Origin of the sequence: Streptomyces endophyticus, from assembly GCF_035798155.1 — a bacterium.
Taxonomy (GTDB): Bacteria; Actinomycetota; Actinomycetes; order Streptomycetales; family Streptomycetaceae; genus Streptomyces; species Streptomyces endophyticus.
Genome location: NZ_JAOZYC010000146.1, coordinates 19,033 through 37,646, shown reverse-complemented (window position 1 = coordinate 37,646; position 18,614 = coordinate 19,033). Strand labels below are relative to the sequence as shown.

Genomic DNA, 18,614 nt, shown 5'->3' with positions numbered 1-18,614 from the left:
CCGTCGGAACACCCCGCGAGCAGCAGGATTCCCGAGCATGCCGCCACGGCGACACGGCGTTTGGCGCGAACCATTGGCTTCTCAACTCCTCATCGGACCGGTGTACTTGCTGACGGTGGTGGCCGGTCGGCGCCGTGGCCGTGGCGCGCGGCGTCGACGTCCTCGCGGCGCGGGATCGGGGTGACGGCGCCGGGCCCCGTCGTGGTCAGCGCCGCCGCGACCGCCGCGTACCGGGCGGCCTCCGGCGGAGTGGCCCCGGCCAGGAGGTGTGCCGCGAAGGCGCCGTCGAAGGTGTCACCGGCGCCGGTGGTGTCGACCGGGTCGACCGGGTGCGGCGGGATGCGGGTGACCGTCCCGTCGTGCGCGAGGAGCGCCCCCCGGTCACCCATCTTCAGGACGACGATCGAGGGGCCGCGCCGCACGAACTCCGCGAGGACGTCGTCCGGGGCGTGCAGCCCGGTGAGCAGCCGCCCCTCGGCGAGGTTGGGCAGCGCGATGTCGCACAGCTCGATGCTGCGCAGCACCACCGCGCGGGCCCGTTCGGCGGGCCACAGCGCGGGCCGGATGTTGGGGTCGTAGCTGACCAACGTGCCGTTGTCCCGGGCCAGTCGCATCGCGTGGAAGGCGGCGTCGCAGGCGGACGTGGAGATCGCCTGGGTGATGCCGCTCAGATGCAGGAGACGGGCCCGCGCGATGGCTTCCGCCGGCATGTCGGCCGGTGCGAGCCGGCTGGCGGGGGACCGCGCCCGGTAGTACGTGAAGGAACTCTCGGTCGGCGTACGGGCGATGAAGTAGATCCCGGTCCGCCCGTCCGGTTCGCGGATCACGTGGTCGGTCGCGACGCCCTCCCGCTCCCACAGCCGCAGGAACGCGGCGCCGAAGTCATCGTCGCCGATGCGGGTGATGTACCCGGTGTCGGCGCCGGAACGGCGGGCGGCCACACAGAAGTTGGAGGTGTCACCGCCGTGCCCGACGGTGAAGGAGGCGCCCGCGCCGACCGGCCCCGGGGCGTCCGTGGACGTGTTGAACTCAAGCAGCGGCTCTCCGGCCGCGAGGATGTCCACGCCGCCTCAGATCCGGTGGTACTTCTCGAGCCCGCCCCGTAGCGAGCCCGATTCCAGGATCAGGGCGGTCTGTTCGCGCTCCCGCCGCTCGATCTCCTGCGCCGCTTCCAGTACTTGGGGTACGCGGTCGGCGGGCACGCACACCACGCCGTCGCTGTCCGCGACGATCAGGTCGCCCGGGCACACCCGCGTACCGCCCATCTCCACCGGCTCGTTGAGACTGACCGTGCGGTAGCGGCCGACGGTGGTGGCCGGCACGCCGCCGTGCGCGTAGACGGGGAACTGCGGGTAGTCGCGGCGGATCTCCTCGATGTCGCGCACGCCCGCGTCGAGGACCGCGCCCGCGACGCCGTTGGCGACGGCGCCCGCGCTCATCAGGCCGCCCCACACCGCGACGTCGGCGCCGCCCGCCGCGATGCAGACGACGCTGCCCGGCGGCGACTCGTCGATGGCCCGCAGCGCGTGCTCCGGCGGGGCGGGCTCGGGGGAGGGGACCTCCAGGACGGTGACGGCCGGGCCGACGAGCTTGCCGGGCAGGACCTGGCGGATGGTGCCGGAGAGGTAGCCGCGCGCTCCGAACTGCTCGACCGCGTCGGCGACCGACGCCGTGGCGATCGGGCGGAACGCCTCGATGGTCTCGGAAGAGAAGGAGTTGGCCATGCGGGATGTGCTCCTGTCCATGTCGGCGAATTCGACTGGGGGCAACCGTAGGAGCGCACTGATGGGCCGTCAGCGTTCGCTCGCGAATGCGGCTATTCGACTAGCGGATGGCGCGCGCCCGGCCGAGGCGGTCCACGGCCAGGTGGGCCCCGGCAGCCGGTCGAGACACTCCCGCACCGCCGCGACCGCGGGCGACTCCTCGCCGGTCCGCCACCAGGTGGCGACGGCCCGCTCGCAGCCGGCGTCCCGGATCGGGACCAGGGCGACGCCCTCGGTGTCGGCGGTCGTCATGGCCAGCGCGTTGGTGACACCGACACCGAGCCCGTGCCGGACCAGGGAGATCAACGTCTGCGGCTGGTTGGTGCGTTCGCTGATCACCGGCCGCAGGCCGAGGTTGGCGAAGGCGAGGTTGGTCTCGTACTGGCGGCTGTGCCCGTCGTCGCTCTCCCCGATGCTGATCACTGGCTGGGTCACCGTCTGCGCGAGCGCCACCTCGGCCGCGCCGGCCAGCGGGTGGTCGGCGCGGAAGACCGCGACGAGCGGCTCGCGCCACAGCACGCGGTTGGCCACCCGGTCCGAGCTGACCAGCGGGTGCAGCGGTCTGACGGCCAGATCGACGCCCCCGTCGACGAGTTGCTCGCCCAGCTCAAGGCTCGGGCCCTCGTGCAGGACGAGCCGCACCCGCGGATACGCGGCGCGCAGGGCCCGCACCGCCCGTGGGTACAGATAGGCGGCGACGCTCGGGTAGCAGCCCAGCCGGACCGTCCCGCACACCGCCCCCTCGGCGCTCTGAGCCATCAGGTCGAGCCGCCGCAGGATCTCCTCCGCGTGCGGAAGCAGCCCCCGCCCCTCCGGGGTGAGCGTCGCGGGCTGCACGGAACGGTCCACGAGCCGCCGCCCCACGAGGCGTTCCAGCGCGGCGACGTGGCTGCTCACCCGCGGCTGGGAGCGGTAGAGCGTCTTGGCGGCGGCCGAGAAGCTGCCGTGCCGGGCGACCGCCACGAAGCTGGCGATCCAGTCGATGCGGTAGTGGTGCACGCTTCCGAGGTCCATGACGTCTCCAGTCACCGAGATCGACCGGAACGCTACCCTCGGTGAACCGTCAAAAGAATGGTGCGTGATCACCCCATCCGCCGTCCTTCCTGGACATCAGCGGATGAACTGCTCCACGTACTCCGCGCCGAGCCCCACCTTCGCGTAGTGCTCGCGGCACATCTCGATCTTCGTGAAGGTGTCCTCGTAGCCGGTCTGGACGCCGTCCTCGTCGACGTAGGCCATCGCGCCGGTGATGTTGAAGAAGGTGATCATCTCGGTGCAGTCCTCGGGCACGGCGAGCGTGTGGATCTCGCCGGGCGGCTCGTAGACGAAGTGGCCCGCCTCGGCGACCCATTCGTGCTCGTAGTAGTGCCACTTGCCCTTGATGACATAGCCGAAGACGACCCCCGGGTGCCGGTGCCTCGACACGATGCCGGCGGCGGTCACCTTCAGCAGGTTGCACCACTGCCCGGTCACGGTGTTGAACATCAGCGGCCGGAACCACACGTTCGGCGCCTGCGGCACCCACACCCGTTCGTCCTCGGGCAGCGCCGCCACGGCGATCTCCGGTGGCACGACGGAGGAGACGGGAATGACCGGGCCTCGGCTCTGTGACATGGCGTTACGTTCCTTTCCTGGTAAGGGAGTTGGCGGGCGGCGGGTCACGCGGCGAGATAACCGCCGTCCACCGCGAGCACGGCCCCCGTGATGAACCCGGCGTCAGGTCCCGCGAGGAACGCGACGGCCCCCGCGATCTCCGCGGGCGTGCCCCAACGTCCCATCGGGGTGCGGTCGATGATGCGGCGGCTGTTCTCCGGGTCCTCCTGCAGCGACTGGGTGAGCGGGGTGCGGATCCAGCCGGGCGCCACCGCGTTGACCCGGATTCCCTGGTCCGCCCAGGCCACGGCGAGGGACTTCGTCAGCTGCATCACCCCGCCCTTGCTGGAGCTGTACGCGGGCACCTTGGGGCCGCCGAAGTAGCTCAGCATGGAGGCGACGTTGACGATGCAGCCGCCGGTGTCGGCGAGCGCCTTGCGGGCCGCGACGCAACTGCGCATCGTGCCGGTGAGATTGACGCTGACGACGTCGGCGAAGACATCCGGTTCGTACTCCCGGCCGCGGGCGATCACCCCGGCCGCGTTGACCAGCACGTCGAGCCCGCCGAGCCCGTCAAGGAACGCGCCCAGCGCGTCCGCCCGTGTGACGTCGAGCTCCACGGCCCGTACGCCGGTGGGGAGTTCACCGGCGCACCGGTCCGCGTCGAGGCCCGCGGCGACGACCTCGTCCCCGTCGGCGGCGAAGCGCCGAGCGATCGCGGCACCGATGCCGCTGGTCCCACCCGTGACCACCACGGTCCGCCCGCCGGGCCCCGCCGCCTCGTCCTGGTGCACGTGTGCCCCCTTCTGTGTCCGGCTCGGAAGCGATCGCGAACGCGATCGTTCCGAGTCGACCACAGGGGGTGTTCAGGCGTCAGTTCTCATACGCGTGCGGAATGAGGGCCATTCGGATGCGAGGCCTCACCGGCGCGGAAGTGTCACCATTCCGAGGCCGCGCAGGTGTCACCATTCCGCGAACGACCCGTCCCCGTGCCGCCACACCGGGTTGTGCCAGCTCGCCGCCGAGCCGTCCGCCGCGCGGACCGCCTTCTCGTCGATCCGCACACCGAGCCCCGGCAGGGTGGGGCGGGCGAAGTGGCCCGCGTGGAAGCGGAAGACCTCGGGGTCCGCCACGTAGTCGAGGAGTTCGGAGCCGTTGTTGTAGTGGATGCCGATGGACTGTTCCTGGATGAGGAAGTTCGGGGTGCAGAAGGCCAGTTGGAGGCTCGCAGCCAGAGCGATCGGGCCGAGCGGGCAGTGCGGGGCGACCAGCGCGTCGAAGGTCTCGGCGAGCGAGGCGATGCGCCGCGACTCCGAGATGCCGCCCGCGTGCGAGAGGTCCGGCTGCACGACCGCCACCCCCGATCGCAGGGCCGGGAGCACCTCCGTACGGGAGTAGAGCCGCTCACCCGTCGCGACCGGCGTCGTCGTCGACTCCACCACCCGGCCGATGCGGTGCGTGTACTCGGGCAGGACCGGCTCCTCGACGAACATCGGACCGTACGGTTCGAGCGCCGCCGCCGCGCGGACCGCGCCCGCCACCGTGAACCGGCCGTGGAAGTCGACCGCGAAGTCCCCCTCGGGGCCCAGGACTTCGCGGGCCACCGAGGCGCGGGCCGCTATGCCGTCGAGTTCGGCGACGGTCGGCAGTCGGTTCGTGCGGCCCGCACCGTTCATCTTGACCGCCGTGAAGCCGGCCGCCGCCTGCTCGGCGATCTGGTCGCGCAGCTCGGCCGGTTCGTCGCCGCCCACCCAGCAGTAGGCGCGCACCCGCTCGCGTACGGGTCCGCCCAGGAGCTGGTGCACGGGTGCGTCGTACGCCTGGCCCGCGATGTCCCACAGCGCCTGGTCGAGGCCCGCGACGGCGCTGGAGAGGACCGGGCCGCCCCGGTAGAACGAGCCCTTGGTCATCAACTGCCAGTGGTCCTCGACGCGCAGTGGGTCCGCGCCGATCAGGAACTGGTCGGCGAGTTCGTGGACGGCCGTGCGGACGGTGTCGGCGCGGCCCTCCACCACCGGCTCGCCCCAGCCGACGAGACCGTCGTCCGTCTCGATCCGGCACATCAGCCAGCGGGGCGGGACGGCGAAGGTCTCGAATCGGGTGATCTTCAAGCCTTGTGCTCCTTACTCCTTGACGCTTCCCTCGGTCAGACCGGTGCGCCAGAAGCGCTGGAGGACGAGCATCGCGACGGCGAGCGGGATGACGGAGACGAAGGCGCCGCCGATGGTGTACTGCGTCAGCTCCGGGACCCGGTCGGCGGTCGTCTGCCAGGTGACCAGGCCGAGCGTGATCGGGTATTTGCGGTCGTCGGAAAGCATCACCAACGGCAAGAAGTAGTTGTTCCAGATGTGCACGAACTGGAAGAGGAAGACGGTCACGAGGGCCGGCGTCATGATGCGCAGGACCAGCGTCGCGAAGATGCGCTCCTCGCCGGCGCCGTCCACCCGCGCGGCCTCAAGGACGGAGTCGGGGACCGACGCCTCGGCGTAGATGCGGCAGAGGTAGACGCCGAAGGGGCTGACGATGCTGGGGATCAGAACTGCCCAGTACGTGTCCGTCAGATGCAGCTTGGTGAAGAGGAGGTACAGGGGGAGCGCGAGGGCCGTCGACGGGAGCAGCACGCCCGCCAGGACGAACTTGAACACCGCCTCGCGGCCCCGGAAACGGTACTTGGCGAGCGCGAAGCCGGCCGCCGCCGAGAACAGCGTGGCGAGTACCGCGCCCACCCCGGCGTACAGCAGGGAGTTCAGCGTCCACTGGAGGTAGATGTGGTGGTCGTACGAGAACACGTTGCCGAGGTTGTGCAACAGCTGTGGGTTGTCGAACCAGAAGCCGAACGAGCCGTAGAGGCTGTCATTGTTCTTCGTCGCGGCGACGATCAACCAGTACACCGGAACCAGGAAGTAGATCGCGGCGATGGTGAGGACCGCGACGAGCAGGATGCGGCCCGGTGTGATGCGGCGCGGGGGGTCGGCCGGTGTGACAGCGGGTTTCCTGGGGTCGGCGACGCTCACCGTTCGCTCCTTTGCTTGCGGGTGACGAGGCTGAGGAAGCCGAAGGACAGGACCATCGCGACCACCGCGAGGATCACCGATTTGGCCGCCGCTACATAGATGTTGGCGTTGAGGAAGGCGTCGAAGTACGCGCTGAGATTGGGTGTGTAGTCGGTGGTGACCGCCGGGGCGATCTTCCTCAGGACCAGCGGCTCGCCGAACAGCTGCATCGTGCCGATGATCGAGAACACGCAGGTGAGGATGAGGGCCGGGCGCACCAGCGGGATCTTGATGCGCAGGGCGATCTGCCAGGGGCCCGCGCCGTCGATCCTGGCCGCCTCGTACAACTCGCCGGGAATCGACTTGAGTTGGGCGACGATGATCAGCATGTTGTAGCCGGCGAACTCCCAGATCGCGATGTTCACGATGGACCACAGCACGTTGTCGTAGCCGAGGAAGTCCGGCTGGAAGCCGAGGTCGCCGAGGAGCTCGGTGATCGGGCTGATGCCGGGGACGTAGAGGAAGCCCCACAGGATCGTCGCGATCACGCCGGGGATCCCGTACGGGAGGAAGTACGTGGCCCGCATCAGGCCCGCCCAGCGGTCGGAGATCTGGTCGAGCAGCAGCGCGAGGCCGAGCGCGAGCAGCAGCATCACCGGGACCTGCACGATCCCGAAGAGCAGCACCCGGCCGAATCCCTCGATGAAGACGTCCTGTTGGAGTGCGAAGGCGTAGTTGTCGAGGCCGCCGAAGACGACCTTCGGCGCGCCGAGCCCGAGCGGGCCCGAGCGTTCGACTGTCAGCAGGCTCTGGTAGATCGCGTAGAACACCGGGATGATCATCGCGAACAGATAGACCGCGAGGAACGGGCCGAGGAACAGCCACGCCTTGCGGTCGGGTCGGGCGCGGCGGGTGCGCCGGCGGCCGGTGGCCTTCGGGGCCGCGTCCGGTCGCGCGGAGTCGCCGGCACCGGGCCGCGCGGACTTCACGGATGATGTCGTCATCGTGCGCTCCTCGCCTTCAGACCCTTGGCCTTGAGGTCGTCGACGAACTTGTCCTCGGCGTCCCTGAGTGCGTCCGCGAACGTGCCGCTTCCCCCGAGGGTCAGGCCGATGTTGTCCTGGATGTGGGCGAAGGACGGTGTGGTGGTCGGCGCGTACCGCCAGGAGGTGTCGACGTTGCGGTCGGAGAGCTGGAAGACCTCGTTGTAGCGCTGGCCACCGAAGAACGGGTCCGGTTTGCCGAGCGGCGTTTCGGCCAGGTCGATCTTGGCCGCGGGCCAGCCGTACCCGGCCGCGACGAGCAGCTTCAGGCTGTCTGGATCGGTGTTCAGCCAGTGTGCGAACTTCAGTGCCTCGACGGGGTGTTGGCTGCCCTGAAGGATGGCGGTGGAGGAGCCGCCCCAGTTGGCGGAGGCGTGGGCGCCCGCCTCCCACTGCGGCAGTTCGGCCACGGCCCATTTGCCTTTGGTGCGCGGGGCGTTGCCGCGGATCAGCGCGTCGTACCACTGGGCGGCCGGCCAGGTCGCCAGCTGCCCGCTCTGCAGCCCCTTGAAGAAGGCGCTCTGCGAGTCCTGCGTGGGAAGGGCGAGGCCGTCGCGGACCAGGCCGTCCCAGTAGTCGGCGACCTCGAGCGACTCCGGGGACGTCAGGTCGACGATCCAGGTGTCGCCCTCCGTGCGCACCCAGTGGGCGCCACGCTGCCAGGCGAAGGAGGCGAACCACTGGGCGTTGGCCGGCGGAAAGGCCGTCATGTACGAGCCGTGCTTCTTGACCTGCTTGGCGGCGCGCCGGTACTCGTCCCAGGTCCGCGGGACGTCGATGTCCCACTTCTTCAGGAGGTCCTTGCGGTAGAAGAGGCCCATGGGGCCCGAGGCCTGCGGGATCGCGTACGTCTTGCCCGCGAAGACGCCCTGCTTCCACTGCCAGTCGACGTACCTGTCCTTGAGCTTGTCTGCCCCGAAGTCACTCAGGTTCGTCAGGCCGCCGTCGAGCATGAACTCGGGGAGCGCGTAGTACTCGACCTGGGCCAGGTCGGCCGGATTGCCGGCCTTCAGGGACGAGTGCATCTTCTGGTAGCCGCCCGTGGTGCCGCCGGGCAGCAACTGCACCACGACCTGGATGTCCGGGTTGCGTTTGTTCCACAGCGCCACCGCCTTTTGCAGCGGCACCCACGTCCAGAATCTGAGAGTGACCTTCTGGCCCGGCTTGCGGCCGTGGTCCTTCGACATACGCGAGGAGCCGGCGGATTCGCCGCAAGCCGCTAGGGCGGGGAGCGCGGCTGTGGCGGTGGCCCATGTGAGGACCTTTCGCCGGGTGGGTGTTTGGGGCATCTGACCTCCTTGTCAGAGTGCGCGGTGCGGTCTCACGGCGTTGCGGTCTCGGGGCGCTGCCCCGGACCCCGCTGCTCAATCGCCGCAGGGGCTTGGAACAAGTACAGCGACGCCGTAGGCCGGCAGTGTGATGTGGGTGGTGGGGGCCGAGTCCGCTGTGAGGCGGTTGCGCATCGGTGTCGGGAGGGAGACCTGCGTCTCGGTCTCGTCGTGGTTGAGGAGGAACAGGAAATGGCCGCCCTCGCCCTCGCGCACGGTGGCCTGCACCTGCGCGGGCAGGTTCGGGAGGACGGGGGCCACGCCGGCCTCCGTGCGCGCACGATCCAACAGGGCCCGGAGGGCTGTTGGTTCGAGGCGGGTGCCCAGGTACCAGGCGGTGCCTTCGCCGTACGTGTGGCGGGTGACGGCGGGGCGGCCCGCGAGTTCGCCGTCCTCGAAGACGGCGACCGCTTCGGCGCCCTCCAGGTCGACGGCCTCGGACCACAGGTCGGCGCGTCCGGTCAACTCGCCGCCAATGGTGAGGTGTTGGCCCTCGTCGAGTGGCCAGAACTCCTCCGTACGGATGCCGAGCAGGCGCCGCAAGTGGGCCGGGTAGCCGCCGAGTTCGACGCGGTCGCACGCGTCGACGATGCCGGAGAAGAAGGACACGACGAGGTGTCCGCCGCCCTCGACGTAGTCCGCGAGCCGCTCGGCGTTCTCCTGGCTGAGCAGGTACAGGTTCGGCACGACGACGAGCTTGTACGAGGAGAGGTCGCGGTCCGGCGGGACGACGTCGCACGGCACGCCCGCGTCGAGCAGGGCGCGGTGGTGCGCGAGGTTGATCTCGGCCTGGTTCAGCGCCGTGGAGGGATGCGAGTCCAGCTCAAGGGCCCACCAGCTGTTCCAGTCGGTGAGGAGCGCGGCGTCGGCGGTCGAGCGGGTCCCTGCGATCTCCGGAACCGATGCCAACTCCCTTCCCAGGTCGGAGACTTCGCGGAAGATGCGGGTGTCGGTTCCGGCGTGCGGCACCATCGCCGAGTGGTACTTCTCGGCGCCGCCGCGCGACTGGCGCCACTGGAAGTAGAGGACCGCGTCGGCTCCCTGCGCGACGGCCTGCCAGCTCCACAGGCGCATCCGGCCGGGCTGCTTCGGGCTGTTGCGCGGGCGCCAGTTGACCGCGCTGGGCGCCTGCTCCAGGAGCAGCCACGGCTGGCCGCCGCGCGCCGAGCGCATCAGGTCGAAGTTGTACGCGGCGGTGCGGTGCGGAGCGTCCTCGTACGGGTCCTGGTAGTAATCCAGCGCCATCACATCCATGTGCTCGGACCAGGCGAAGGCGTCGACCGGCTTGTGGTTCGGCATCAGGTTCGTGGTGATCGGCACGTCCGGCGTGACGCGGCGCAGGACGGCCTGCTCGGCGAGGTAGCACTGGCGCAGCGCGTCGTCGCTGAAGCGCCAGTAGTCCAGCTGCTGGGCCGGGTTGGCGAAGGTGGGGGCGAGGCGCGGTGGCAGGACCTCGTCGAAGTCGTCGTAGCCCTGCGACCAGAAGGCGGTCGACCAGGCCTCGTTGAGCGCGTCCACGGAACGGTAGCGCTCGCGCAGCCAGCGGCGGAAGTCGGCGGCGGACACGTCGCAGTGGCACTGGCGGGTGTGGCAGCCGTACTCGTTGCCGATGTGCCAGGTGTCCAGGGCCGGGTGGCCGGCGTAGCGGGTCGCGAGCCGCTCGACGAGGCGGGTGGCGTGCTCCCGGTAGACCGGGCTGGAGGGGCAGTAGTGCTGGCGGCCGCCGGGCCACTTGCGTCGGCCGTCCTCGGTCTCCGGGAGGACCTCCGGGTGCAGGCGCGAGAGCCATGGCGGCGGCGACGCGGTCATGGTGGCCAGGCAGACCCGGATCCCCGCGTCGGCGAGGTTGTCCATGACGCGGTCGAACCAGCCGAAGTCGTATGCGCCGGGCCGGGGTTCGACCTTGGCCCAGGAGAAGATCCCGGCCGTGACCATGGTGACCCCGGCCTCCTTCATCAGCCGGGTGTCCTCGGCCCAGACCTCCTCGGGCCACTGCTCGGGGTTGTAGTCGGCGCCGAAGTGGAGCATCGCACCTCACTCGATCCGTTGCGGCCGCTGGTTCCGCGCGGTCTGTTCAATCCATTAATTAGGAATTAACGTGGCGGAATATATGAGCGAGGGTGGAGGGGGTCAACCCCCTTGACCTCACCAACAGTTGACGATCACGCTCCCGGGACACCGGAACCAGGAGGCAGCCCATGAAGGACCCGCGCGCCACCGACCGCTTCGCCGGGCGCACCGCCATCGTGACCGGCGCCGCCGCGGGCATCGGCGCCGCCACCGCGCGTCGGCTCGCGGCGGAGGGCGCCGCCGTGGTGCTCGTCGACATCGACGAGCGGCACGGCCCCGAGGTCGCCAAGGAGATCGAGGAGGACGGCGGCCGCGCCGCGTTCGTGCCCGCCGACGTCGCGCGCGAGGAGGCCTGGCGGGAGGCGCTGACCGCCGCGCACGCCTTCGGCCCCGTCGGGATCCTGGTCAGCAACGCCGTGAAGATCGAGGTCGCCCCGGCGCACGAGACCTCACCCGAGTCCTGGAACCGCCAGCTGTCCATCGGCCTCACCGCCGCCTTTCTCGGCGTACGGACCTGCCTGGACGACCTGCGCGCACAGGAGGGCCCGGTCGGCTCCGTCGTTCTCGTGTCCTCCGTCCACGCCCGGCACGGCATCCCCGGCCACCCGGCGTACGCGGCGGCCAAGGGCGGCCTGCTCTCGCTGAGCGGCCAACTCGCCGTGGAATACGGCCCGTCGGTGCGGGTCAACACGGTTCTGCCGGGGCCGATCCTGACCGGGGTGTGGGACCGGGTCCCGGAGGAGGAGCGGGCGGCGAGCGTCGCCGAGACCGCGGCCCGCCGCTTCGGCAGCCCCGACGAGGTGGCGTCCGCGATCGCGTTCCTCGCGTCGCCCGAGGCCTCGTACGTGACCGGAACGAGCCTGGTGGTAGACGGCGGGTGGAGCGTGATGAAGTCCTCCGCGTGAACCCCGGTCGTACACGGGGTGAACTCCCGCCGCCCCAGCGATACTTGGCGGGCAGAGACTTCGAGAGAACAGCAGGTAGGACATGGCGGGGTATGCGCGCCGCGGGGTGCACGGGCAGACCGTGGAGACCATCGCCCACCGGGTGCTGAGCGGCCGGATCGGGGAGGGGGCGACCCTCGACCTCGGCGCGCTCCAGGACGAACTCGGCGTCAGCCTCACCGCGTTGCGGGAGTCCCTGAAGGTGCTCGCCGCGAAGGGCATGGTCGACGCCCGACAGAAGCGCGGCACCTTCGTGCGGCCCCGCGCGGACTGGCACCTGCTGGACGCGGACGTGCTGCGCTGGCAGTTCGAGTCGCTGGACGGGGGCCCCGCGGCGGGCGCGGGCAATCCGCTGCTCGGCGACCTCGACGAGGTGCGCGGCATCGTCGAGCCGGCCGCGGTGCGGCTCGCCGCCCGCCGCCGCACACAGGACGACCTGGCCGCGCTCGACGCGGCGCTGGAGGTGATGGGGCAGGACGGCGAGGACGGCGCGGCCCACGCGGTCGAGGCGGACCTCGCCTTCCACGGCGCCCTGCTGAGGGCCTCCCACAACGAACTGCTGCAACGCATGGACCTGGTGATCGCCGCGGGCCTCGGCTACCGCGACCGCCTCGTCCACGGCACGGGCCGTCACCCCAAGGACCCGGTCCCCAGCCACCGCGCCGTCCTGGACGCGGTCCGCGCGCAGGATCCGGACGGGGCGGAGTCTGCGATGCGGATGCTGCTTGACCAGGCGGCGCGGGATCTTGGGCGGATCCGTAAGGGGCGGTAGCCCTCGCCGCACGTCACGGGGCTCTGCCCCGGACCCCGCTGCTCAATCGCCGCAGGGGCTTGAGATGGCTGCTCAATCGTCGCGGGGGCTTGAGATGGCTGCTCGATCGTCGCGGGGGCTTTATGCGGCTGCGCCGATCAGTGCGCTCAGTTCGGAGAGTTCCGCCTCGGAGAGGTCGGTGAGCGGCGGCCGGACCGGTCCGGCCGGATGGCCTGTCGCGGTCATGCCCGCCTTGACGATGCTGACCGCGTACCCGGCCTTGCGGTTGCGGAGCTCCGTGTACGGGAGCACGAAGTCGCGCAGGTGCTTGAAGACGGTGGCGTGGTCCCGGCCGCGTACGGCGGCGTAGAAGTCGAGGGCGAACTCGGGAAGGAAGTTGAAGATCGCCGACGAGTAGGTGGTGACGCCGAGTTCGAGGTACGGCAGGGCGTACATCTCCGCCGTGGGCAGGCCGCCTACGTAGGTGAAGCGGTCGCCGATGCGGGTGTAGATGCGGGTCATGGCGTCGATGTCGCCGACGCCGTCCTTGTAGCCGATCAGGTTCGGGCAGGACTCGGCGACGCGGGCCAGGGTGTCCGCGCTGTACTGGGCGTTGGCCCGGCCGTAGGCGATGACGCCGAGATCCGTGGCCCTGCAGACCGCCTCGACGTGCTCGGCGAGACCGTCCTGCGAGGCTTCTGTCAGGTACGGCGGGAAGAGCAACAGGCCGTCGGCGCCCGCGCGTTCGGCCGCCTGCGCGTACTCGATGGCCGTCCGCGTGCCGTACCCGGCCGGGGCGAGGATCGGGGTGCCCGCGGGCGCCGCCTGCACGGCCGCGGTCACCACCTGGTCCGTCTCGGCGGCGGTCAGCGAGAAGAACTCGCCGGTGCCGCCCGCGGCGAACAGTCCGCCGACCTCGTACTCCGACAGACGCTCGATGTTGGCGCGGTAGGCCTGCTCGTCGAACGCGAGGTCCTCGGCCCTGAAGTGGGTGACCGGGAAGGAGAGCAGGCCCGAGCCGATGCGGGCGGCGAGCTCTGACGGGGTGAAGGACGACATGGGTGTTCTGCTCCTGCTGAACGCTGGGGGACGGTGAAGGGGAGGTGTGAGTACGACATTACGAGGCGTCACTCATGCGCGTCCAACACTGTTTTTGCATCCAGCGATACCCCCTGGGTATGAAGCCTTCCGGCGTCGACAAGGGTGTGTGCTCAGAAAAGTGTCGCAGTTATACGTATAACTGCGACACTTTTCTGAGCACACACCCCGTCAGGGCGCGGGGGAGCGGCGGGTTACGGGCGCGCGCCCACCTCGTGCTTCGCGACCGTCCAGGCGCGGGCCTGCTCGGTCAGGGTGATGCCGAGGCCCGGCCGGGAGGAGAGGTGCATCCGGCCGTCGCGGGTTTCGAGCCGCTCGTTGAACAGCGGCTCCAGCCAGTCGAAGTGCTCCACCCACGGCTCGATCGGGTAGGCGGCGGCGAGGTGGAGGTGGATCTCCATCGCGAAGTGCGGGGCCAGCTGCAGGTTGTGGTGCTCGGCGAGGGTGGCCAGCTTGAGGAACTGGGTGATGCCGCCGATGCGCGGGGCGTCGGGCTGGATGATGTCGCAGGCGTTCGCCTTGATGAGCTCGACGTGCTCGGCGACGGACGCGAGCATCTCGCCGGTGGCGATGGAGGTGTCGAGCGAGGCGGCGAGCGCGGCGTGGCCCTGCGCGTCGTAGGCGTCGAGCGGCTCCTCGATCCAGACGAGGTTGAACTCCTCCATGGCCCGGCCCATGCGCTGCGCGGTCGGCCGGTCCCACTGCTGGTTGGCGTCGACCATCAACGGGACGTCGTCGCCGACGTGTTCGCGTACGGCGGTGAGGCGGGCGAGGTCGGCCTTGCGGTCCGGGTTGCCGACCTTGATCTTGATGCCGCCGATGCCGCTGGCCAGGGAGGCGGTGGCGTTGTCGAGGACCTGGTCGGTCGGCGTGTGCAGGAAGCCGCCGGAGGTGTTGTAGGTCTGCACGGAGTCGCGGTGGGCGCCGAGCAGCTTGGCGAGCGGAAGACCGGCCCGCTTGGCCTTGAGGTCCCACAGGGCGATGTCGATCGCGGCGATGGCCTGCGTGGCGACACCGCTGCGGCCGACGGATGCGCCGGCCCACACCAGCTTCGTCCACAGGCGGCCGATGTCGCTGGGGTCCTCGCCGATCAGGTTGTCGGCGATCTCCTTGGCGTGCGCGAACTGGGCGGGGCCGCCCGCGCGCTTGGAGTAGCCGAAGCCGATGCCGGAGTGGCCCTCGGTGGTCTCTATCTCCGCGAACAGGAAGGCGACCTCGGTCATCGGCTTCTGCCGGCCGGTGAGCACCTTGGCGTCGCTGATCGGCGTCGCGAGGGGCAGCGTGACGGAGGAGAGCCTGATCCAGGCGATGGTGTCGAGGGTCGCCTCGCCCTGACGGGAGGCGGCTGAGCTGACGGTGGACATGCTGGTCACCACTGCGAGTCCCTGGGGGTGTGAGCCGTTGGTTCCTGTTGACGCTAAGGTCGGCGATTAATCCACGTCAAACATAGTTTTTGGATGATCCAATACCTGGAGGGCATCGTTGTTCACGCTTGCGCAGCTGTCGAGCTTCGTGGCCGTCGCGGAGGAACTGCACTTCACGCGGGCCGCCGAGCGGCTGCGGATGACACAGCCCCCGCTCAGCCGGCAGATCCAGCTCCTTGAGCACGAGTTGGACGTGCAGCTCCTCGACCGCACCAACCGCACCGTCCGGCTCACCCCGGCGGGCCGCGCCTTCCTCAACGAGGCGCGCACGATCCTGCGGCAGGCCGAGGCCGCCACGCTCGCCGCCCGGCAGGTGTCCACGGGCGAGGCCGGGGCGATCGCCGTCGGCTTCACCGCCGCGAGCGCCTACTCCGCGCTCGGCCCGCTGCTCGACGTCGCCCGGACCTCCATGCCCGGCACGGAGATCGTGCTCCGCGAGAAGGTGACCCGCGACCAGCTGGAGGCCCTCACCGAGGGCTCCCTCGACCTCGGCATGATCCGCCCCTCCAGCACGGGCCCCGACCTGGAGACCCGGTCGACCACCCGGGAGGGGCTGCTCGCCGCGGTGCCGAGCGCGCACCCGCTCGCCGTGGGTGAAGGGCCGCTGCCGATGGGCGAGTTCGACGGCCAGGACGTGCTCATGTACTCGCCGATCGAGGCCCGCTACTTCCACGAACTGCTGGTCAGCATCTTCCGTGAGGCCCGTGTGCGGCCCCGCTTCACGCAGTACCTCAGCCAGGTGCACAGTCTGCTCGCCATGGTCCACGCCGGCTGGGGCATCGCCTTCGTCCCCGAGTCGGCCGCGCAGATGCGGTTTCCCGGCATCGCGTTCCGGCCTCTGGAACTCTCCGACGCGACGCCGGTCGAGCTGCACCTGGTCTGGCGCAAGGCCAATGACAATCCGGCGTTGCATGCGCTTCTGCGGTTGCTGTAGACCGGGTTCGTTGCGGTCGACCGTCCTCTCCGCCACGGGGCTCCGCCCCGGGCCCCGCGCCTCAAACGCCGGCGGGGCTTGAATGGCACAGCCGGTGGGGCTTGATGTGACTAAGGTCGACCGCGTACCCCTCGACGTATCAGGAGGAACCGTGTCCAAGCCCCCGTTGTCCGCCGAAGCCGTCGCCATGCTTGAGCGGGCCAACCCGGCCACCGTCGCCACGCTCCGCTCGGACGGCTCGCCCGTGTCCGCGGCGACCTGGTACCTCTGGGAGGACGGCCGGGTGCTGCTCAACATGGACGAGGGGCGGGTCCGTCTCGGGCACCTGCGCCGCGACCCGCGGCTCACCCTCACCGTCCTCGACAAGGACAGCTGGTACACCCACATCACCCTCATCGGCCGGGTCGTCGAGATCCGCGAGGACAAGGGGCTCGCCGACATCGACCGGATCTCGACCCACTACGCGGGCGGCCCCTACCCGGAGCGGGAGCGGACCCGGTTCACGGCGGTCATGGAGATCGACCGCTGGCACGGCTGGGGCGAGTTCCGCGACAGCGACCAGGCGACGGTGTAACCCGGGGCCGACCAGGGGCTACGGCACCCGCGCCGTCCACTCGTCCGTGCCGAACTTGGTGCGTACGAGGTCCTGGGCGCGGGCCAGTTCCTCGTCGGTCACCTGGCCCTCGGTCAGCCCGTACCGGTTCCGGAACGAGTCGATCATGCGGGAGATGACCTCCTCGCGGGGCAGTCCGGTCTGGCGGCGCAGCGGGTCGACGCGCTTCTTGGCGCTCTTCGTGCCCTTGTCGGACAGCTTCTCCTTGCCGATGCGCAGCACGTCGACCATCTTGTCGGCGTCGATGTCGTACGACATCGTCACGTGGTGCAGCACCGCGCCCCGCCCGGCCGCGACCCGCTTCTGCGCGGCGCCCGCGACCTTGCCGACGTCCGTGGCGATGTCGTTGAGCGGCTGGTACCAGGCCTTGATGCCCATGTCGGCGAGGGCGCCGAGCACCCAGTCGTCGAGGTAGGCGTAGGAGTCCTGGAAGGACAGGCCGGAGACGAGGGACTCGGGGACGGCGAGCGAGTACGTGATGGTGGACTTCGGCTCCGCGAACATGGCGCCGCCACCCGAGATCCGCCGTACGACGGTGACACCGTGCCGCTCGACGCCCTCCGGGTCGACCTCGTTGCGCAGGGACTGGAAGCTGCCGATGATCACCGCGGGCCGGTCCCACTCCCACACGCGCAGCGTCGGGGGCCGGAGCCCGAGTGCGACCTGCTCCACCATCACCTCGTCGAGCGCCATGTGCAGCACGGGGGACTGGGGCGCGTCGTGGACGAGCTGCCAGTCGTAGTCCCGCCAGTCCGTGGCCTGGGCGAGCGCGCGGCGCACCGCCGTGGCGACGCCCTCCGTGGTGAGGCCGAGCATGACCGTGCCGGAGGGCAGCGCCGCGTCGATCCGGGCGGTGAGGGTGGCGGTGTCGGCGTCGGCCGGGGCGCCTTCGAGCGCGGCGTTGATCGCGAGGAGCGCGTCGTCGGGTTCGAGGAAGAAGTCGCCCGCCACCCGGACCTGGCGCAGCGCGCCGTCCGCCACGTCCACGTCGACGACGACGAGCTTGCCGCCGGGGATCTTGTACTCGCCGTGCACGGTGTGCCGCCTTCCACCAGGTTGTCCGTCCTCGCGGACAACGCTAACCGGTGTCCGGACATTCCGGGCCGCACGACGGGCGGCCCCCGGTATTGACACTTCGTCAGATCTCCCGCATCGTCCCCCGGCATGACCGAGCCCCTGGACGACACCCCCGTCCCCGACTACGCCGCCCTGCACCGCGTCGACGGCCGCGCCTTCGTCCTGCTCGGCGCGGGCAACGGCATCGGGCGGCAGACCGCCCACGCGCTCACCTCGGCGGGCGCGCGCGTCCTGTGCGTGGACGTCGACAGCGAGCGGGCCGAGGCGGTCGCGGCGCAGACCGGCGGCGTCCCGTACGTGGCGGACGTGACGCGGCGGCAGGACATGCGGGAGCTCTTCGACCATGCGGGACGGGAGTTGGGACCGGTCCGCGGCGTCGTCGACATCGTCGGCATGGCCCGCTACGAGGCCCTGGACGCGCTCGACGACGACGCGTGGCAGTGGCACTTCGACCTGGTCCTGCGGCACGCCTGGCTCGCCGTTCAGTACGGGGGAGCGGCGGTGGCGGCGGCGGGCGGCGGGTCGTTGGTCTTCGTGGCGTCGGTCTCCGGCCTCACGGCGGCCCCGCTGCACGGCGCGTACGGAGCCGCCAAGGCGGGCCTGATGTCCCTGGTGCGCACGGCCGCCGTCGAGTACGGGCCGCGCGGGGTGCGGGTCAACGCGGTGGCGCCCGGCGTCGTGTGGACGCCGCGCGTCGCGGGCCTGCTCGGTGAGGAGGGCCGCGCCGTCAACGCGGCGAACGCCCCGCTCGGCCGCGTCGCCCAGCCCGCCGACATCGCCGCCGCCCTCCTCTTCCTGGCCTCGCCGCTCTCCTCGTACGTGACCGGCCAGACGCTCGTCGTGGACGGCGGCACCGGGGTCAAGTTCCCGTACCCGACGATCGGCGACACGTGAGGCGCGCCGCCAACCAACTTGTTCTGTAAGGCCCTTGACTAATCCCCACACGAAGCCACAAGAATCTGTTGACTCACGTTCGCTTGTGG

Annotated in this window: 18 protein-coding genes; 5 read left to right on the top strand and 13 right to left on the bottom strand. The window is 70.5% G+C overall.

What is annotated here, in order from left to right; genetic code table 11:
• Nucleotides 1–89 precede the first annotated feature (89 nt).
• The 10 genes from OKJ99_RS28065 to OKJ99_RS28020 form a co-directional block, all read right to left on the bottom strand.
• Nucleotides 90–1,064, bottom strand: a complete 975-nt coding sequence (locus OKJ99_RS28065; protein WP_326020492.1) for a sugar kinase — start codon at nt 1,062–1,064, stop codon at nt 90–92.
• A gap of 6 nt (nt 1,065–1,070) precedes the next feature.
• Entirely contained in the window at nt 1,071–1,724 is a 654-nt protein-coding gene (locus OKJ99_RS28060) for an RraA family protein (RefSeq protein ID WP_326020491.1), read from the bottom strand.
• 69 nt (nt 1,725–1,793) lie between these two features.
• Nucleotides 1,794–2,777, bottom strand: coding sequence for a LysR family transcriptional regulator (locus OKJ99_RS28055; protein WP_326020490.1), 984 nt, complete (start codon nt 2,775–2,777; stop codon nt 1,794–1,796).
• 96 nt (nt 2,778–2,873) lie between these two features.
• Nucleotides 2,874–3,377, bottom strand: coding sequence for a 2,4'-dihydroxyacetophenone dioxygenase family protein (locus tag OKJ99_RS28050; RefSeq protein WP_326020489.1), 504 nt, complete (start codon nt 3,375–3,377; stop codon nt 2,874–2,876).
• A 44-nt stretch (nt 3,378–3,421) separates the two neighbouring features.
• On the bottom strand, nt 3,422–4,150 hold the full coding sequence (locus OKJ99_RS28045) for an SDR family NAD(P)-dependent oxidoreductase (RefSeq protein ID WP_326020488.1): 729 nt from the start codon (nt 4,148–4,150) through the stop codon (nt 3,422–3,424).
• 168 nt (nt 4,151–4,318) lie between these two features.
• Nucleotides 4,319–5,467: a galactonate dehydratase gene (gene dgoD / locus OKJ99_RS28040; RefSeq protein ID WP_326020486.1), complete on the bottom strand. Its 1,149-nt coding sequence runs from the start codon at nt 5,465–5,467 to the stop codon at nt 4,319–4,321.
• A 12-nt stretch (nt 5,468–5,479) separates the two neighbouring features.
• Nucleotides 5,480–6,370 carry a carbohydrate ABC transporter permease gene (locus OKJ99_RS28035; protein WP_407700780.1) on the bottom strand — a complete coding sequence of 297 codons (891 nt, stop codon included), beginning with the start codon at nt 6,368–6,370 and terminating at the stop codon, nt 5,480–5,482.
• Nucleotides 6,367–7,353, bottom strand: coding sequence for a carbohydrate ABC transporter permease (locus tag OKJ99_RS28030; protein WP_326020484.1), 987 nt, complete (start codon nt 7,351–7,353; stop codon nt 6,367–6,369). The genes OKJ99_RS28035 and OKJ99_RS28030 overlap by 4 nt, the downstream gene beginning before the upstream one ends.
• Nucleotides 7,350–8,681, bottom strand: a complete 1,332-nt coding sequence (locus tag OKJ99_RS28025; RefSeq protein WP_326020482.1) for an ABC transporter substrate-binding protein — start codon at nt 8,679–8,681, stop codon at nt 7,350–7,352. Before OKJ99_RS28025 ends, OKJ99_RS28030 begins: the two co-directional genes overlap by 4 nt.
• A 75-nt stretch (nt 8,682–8,756) precedes the next feature.
• Entirely contained in the window at nt 8,757–10,748 is a 1,992-nt protein-coding gene (locus tag OKJ99_RS28020) for a beta-galactosidase (RefSeq protein WP_326020481.1), read from the bottom strand.
• 170 nt (nt 10,749–10,918) lie between these two features.
• Here OKJ99_RS28020 and OKJ99_RS28015 point away from each other — a divergent pair, with 170 nt between their 5' ends.
• Together OKJ99_RS28015 and OKJ99_RS28010 are read left to right on the top strand one after the other, a co-directional pair.
• Nucleotides 10,919–11,695, top strand: a complete 777-nt coding sequence (locus OKJ99_RS28015) for an SDR family NAD(P)-dependent oxidoreductase (protein WP_326020479.1) — start codon at nt 10,919–10,921, stop codon at nt 11,693–11,695.
• 82 nt (nt 11,696–11,777) lie between these two features.
• Complete coding sequence (locus tag OKJ99_RS28010; protein WP_326020477.1) at nt 11,778–12,506, top strand: FadR/GntR family transcriptional regulator; 729 nt, start codon at nt 11,778–11,780, stop codon at nt 12,504–12,506.
• 120 nt (nt 12,507–12,626) lie between these two features.
• On the opposite strand, the gene kdgD is transcribed toward OKJ99_RS28010, so the two are convergent.
• Nucleotides 12,627–13,544: a 5-dehydro-4-deoxyglucarate dehydratase gene (gene kdgD / locus OKJ99_RS28005; protein WP_326020475.1), complete on the bottom strand. Its 918-nt coding sequence runs from the start codon at nt 13,542–13,544 to the stop codon at nt 12,627–12,629.
• Nucleotides 13,545–13,777: 233 nt separating this feature from the next.
• Nucleotides 13,778–14,947 (bottom strand): L-talarate/galactarate dehydratase, encoded by a 1,170-nt coding sequence (locus OKJ99_RS28000; protein WP_326020473.1) that lies wholly within the window; start codon nt 14,945–14,947, stop codon nt 13,778–13,780.
• A gap of 118 nt (nt 14,948–15,065) precedes the next feature.
• On the opposite strand from OKJ99_RS28000, the gene OKJ99_RS27995 reads away from it, so the two are divergent.
• Both OKJ99_RS27995 and OKJ99_RS27990 read left to right on the top strand, forming a co-directional pair.
• Nucleotides 15,066–15,941, top strand: a complete 876-nt coding sequence (locus tag OKJ99_RS27995; protein ID WP_326020472.1) for a LysR substrate-binding domain-containing protein — start codon at nt 15,066–15,068, stop codon at nt 15,939–15,941.
• Nucleotides 15,942–16,092: 151 nt separating this feature from the next.
• A complete protein-coding gene (locus OKJ99_RS27990) occupies nt 16,093–16,515 on the top strand; it encodes a PPOX class F420-dependent oxidoreductase (protein WP_326020470.1) in 423 nt (140 codons plus the stop codon).
• Between the two features lie 18 nt (nt 16,516–16,533).
• Here the strand turns inward: OKJ99_RS27990 and OKJ99_RS27985 are convergent, their stop codons facing one another.
• A complete protein-coding gene (locus tag OKJ99_RS27985) occupies nt 16,534–17,589 on the bottom strand; it encodes a lipoate--protein ligase family protein (RefSeq protein ID WP_326020468.1) in 1,056 nt (351 codons plus the stop codon).
• 129 nt (nt 17,590–17,718) lie between these two features.
• Here OKJ99_RS27985 and OKJ99_RS27980 point away from each other — a divergent pair, with 129 nt between their 5' ends.
• A complete protein-coding gene (locus OKJ99_RS27980) occupies nt 17,719–18,525 on the top strand; it encodes an SDR family NAD(P)-dependent oxidoreductase (protein ID WP_326020466.1) in 807 nt (268 codons plus the stop codon).
• The last annotated feature ends 89 nt before the right edge of the window (nt 18,526–18,614 follow it).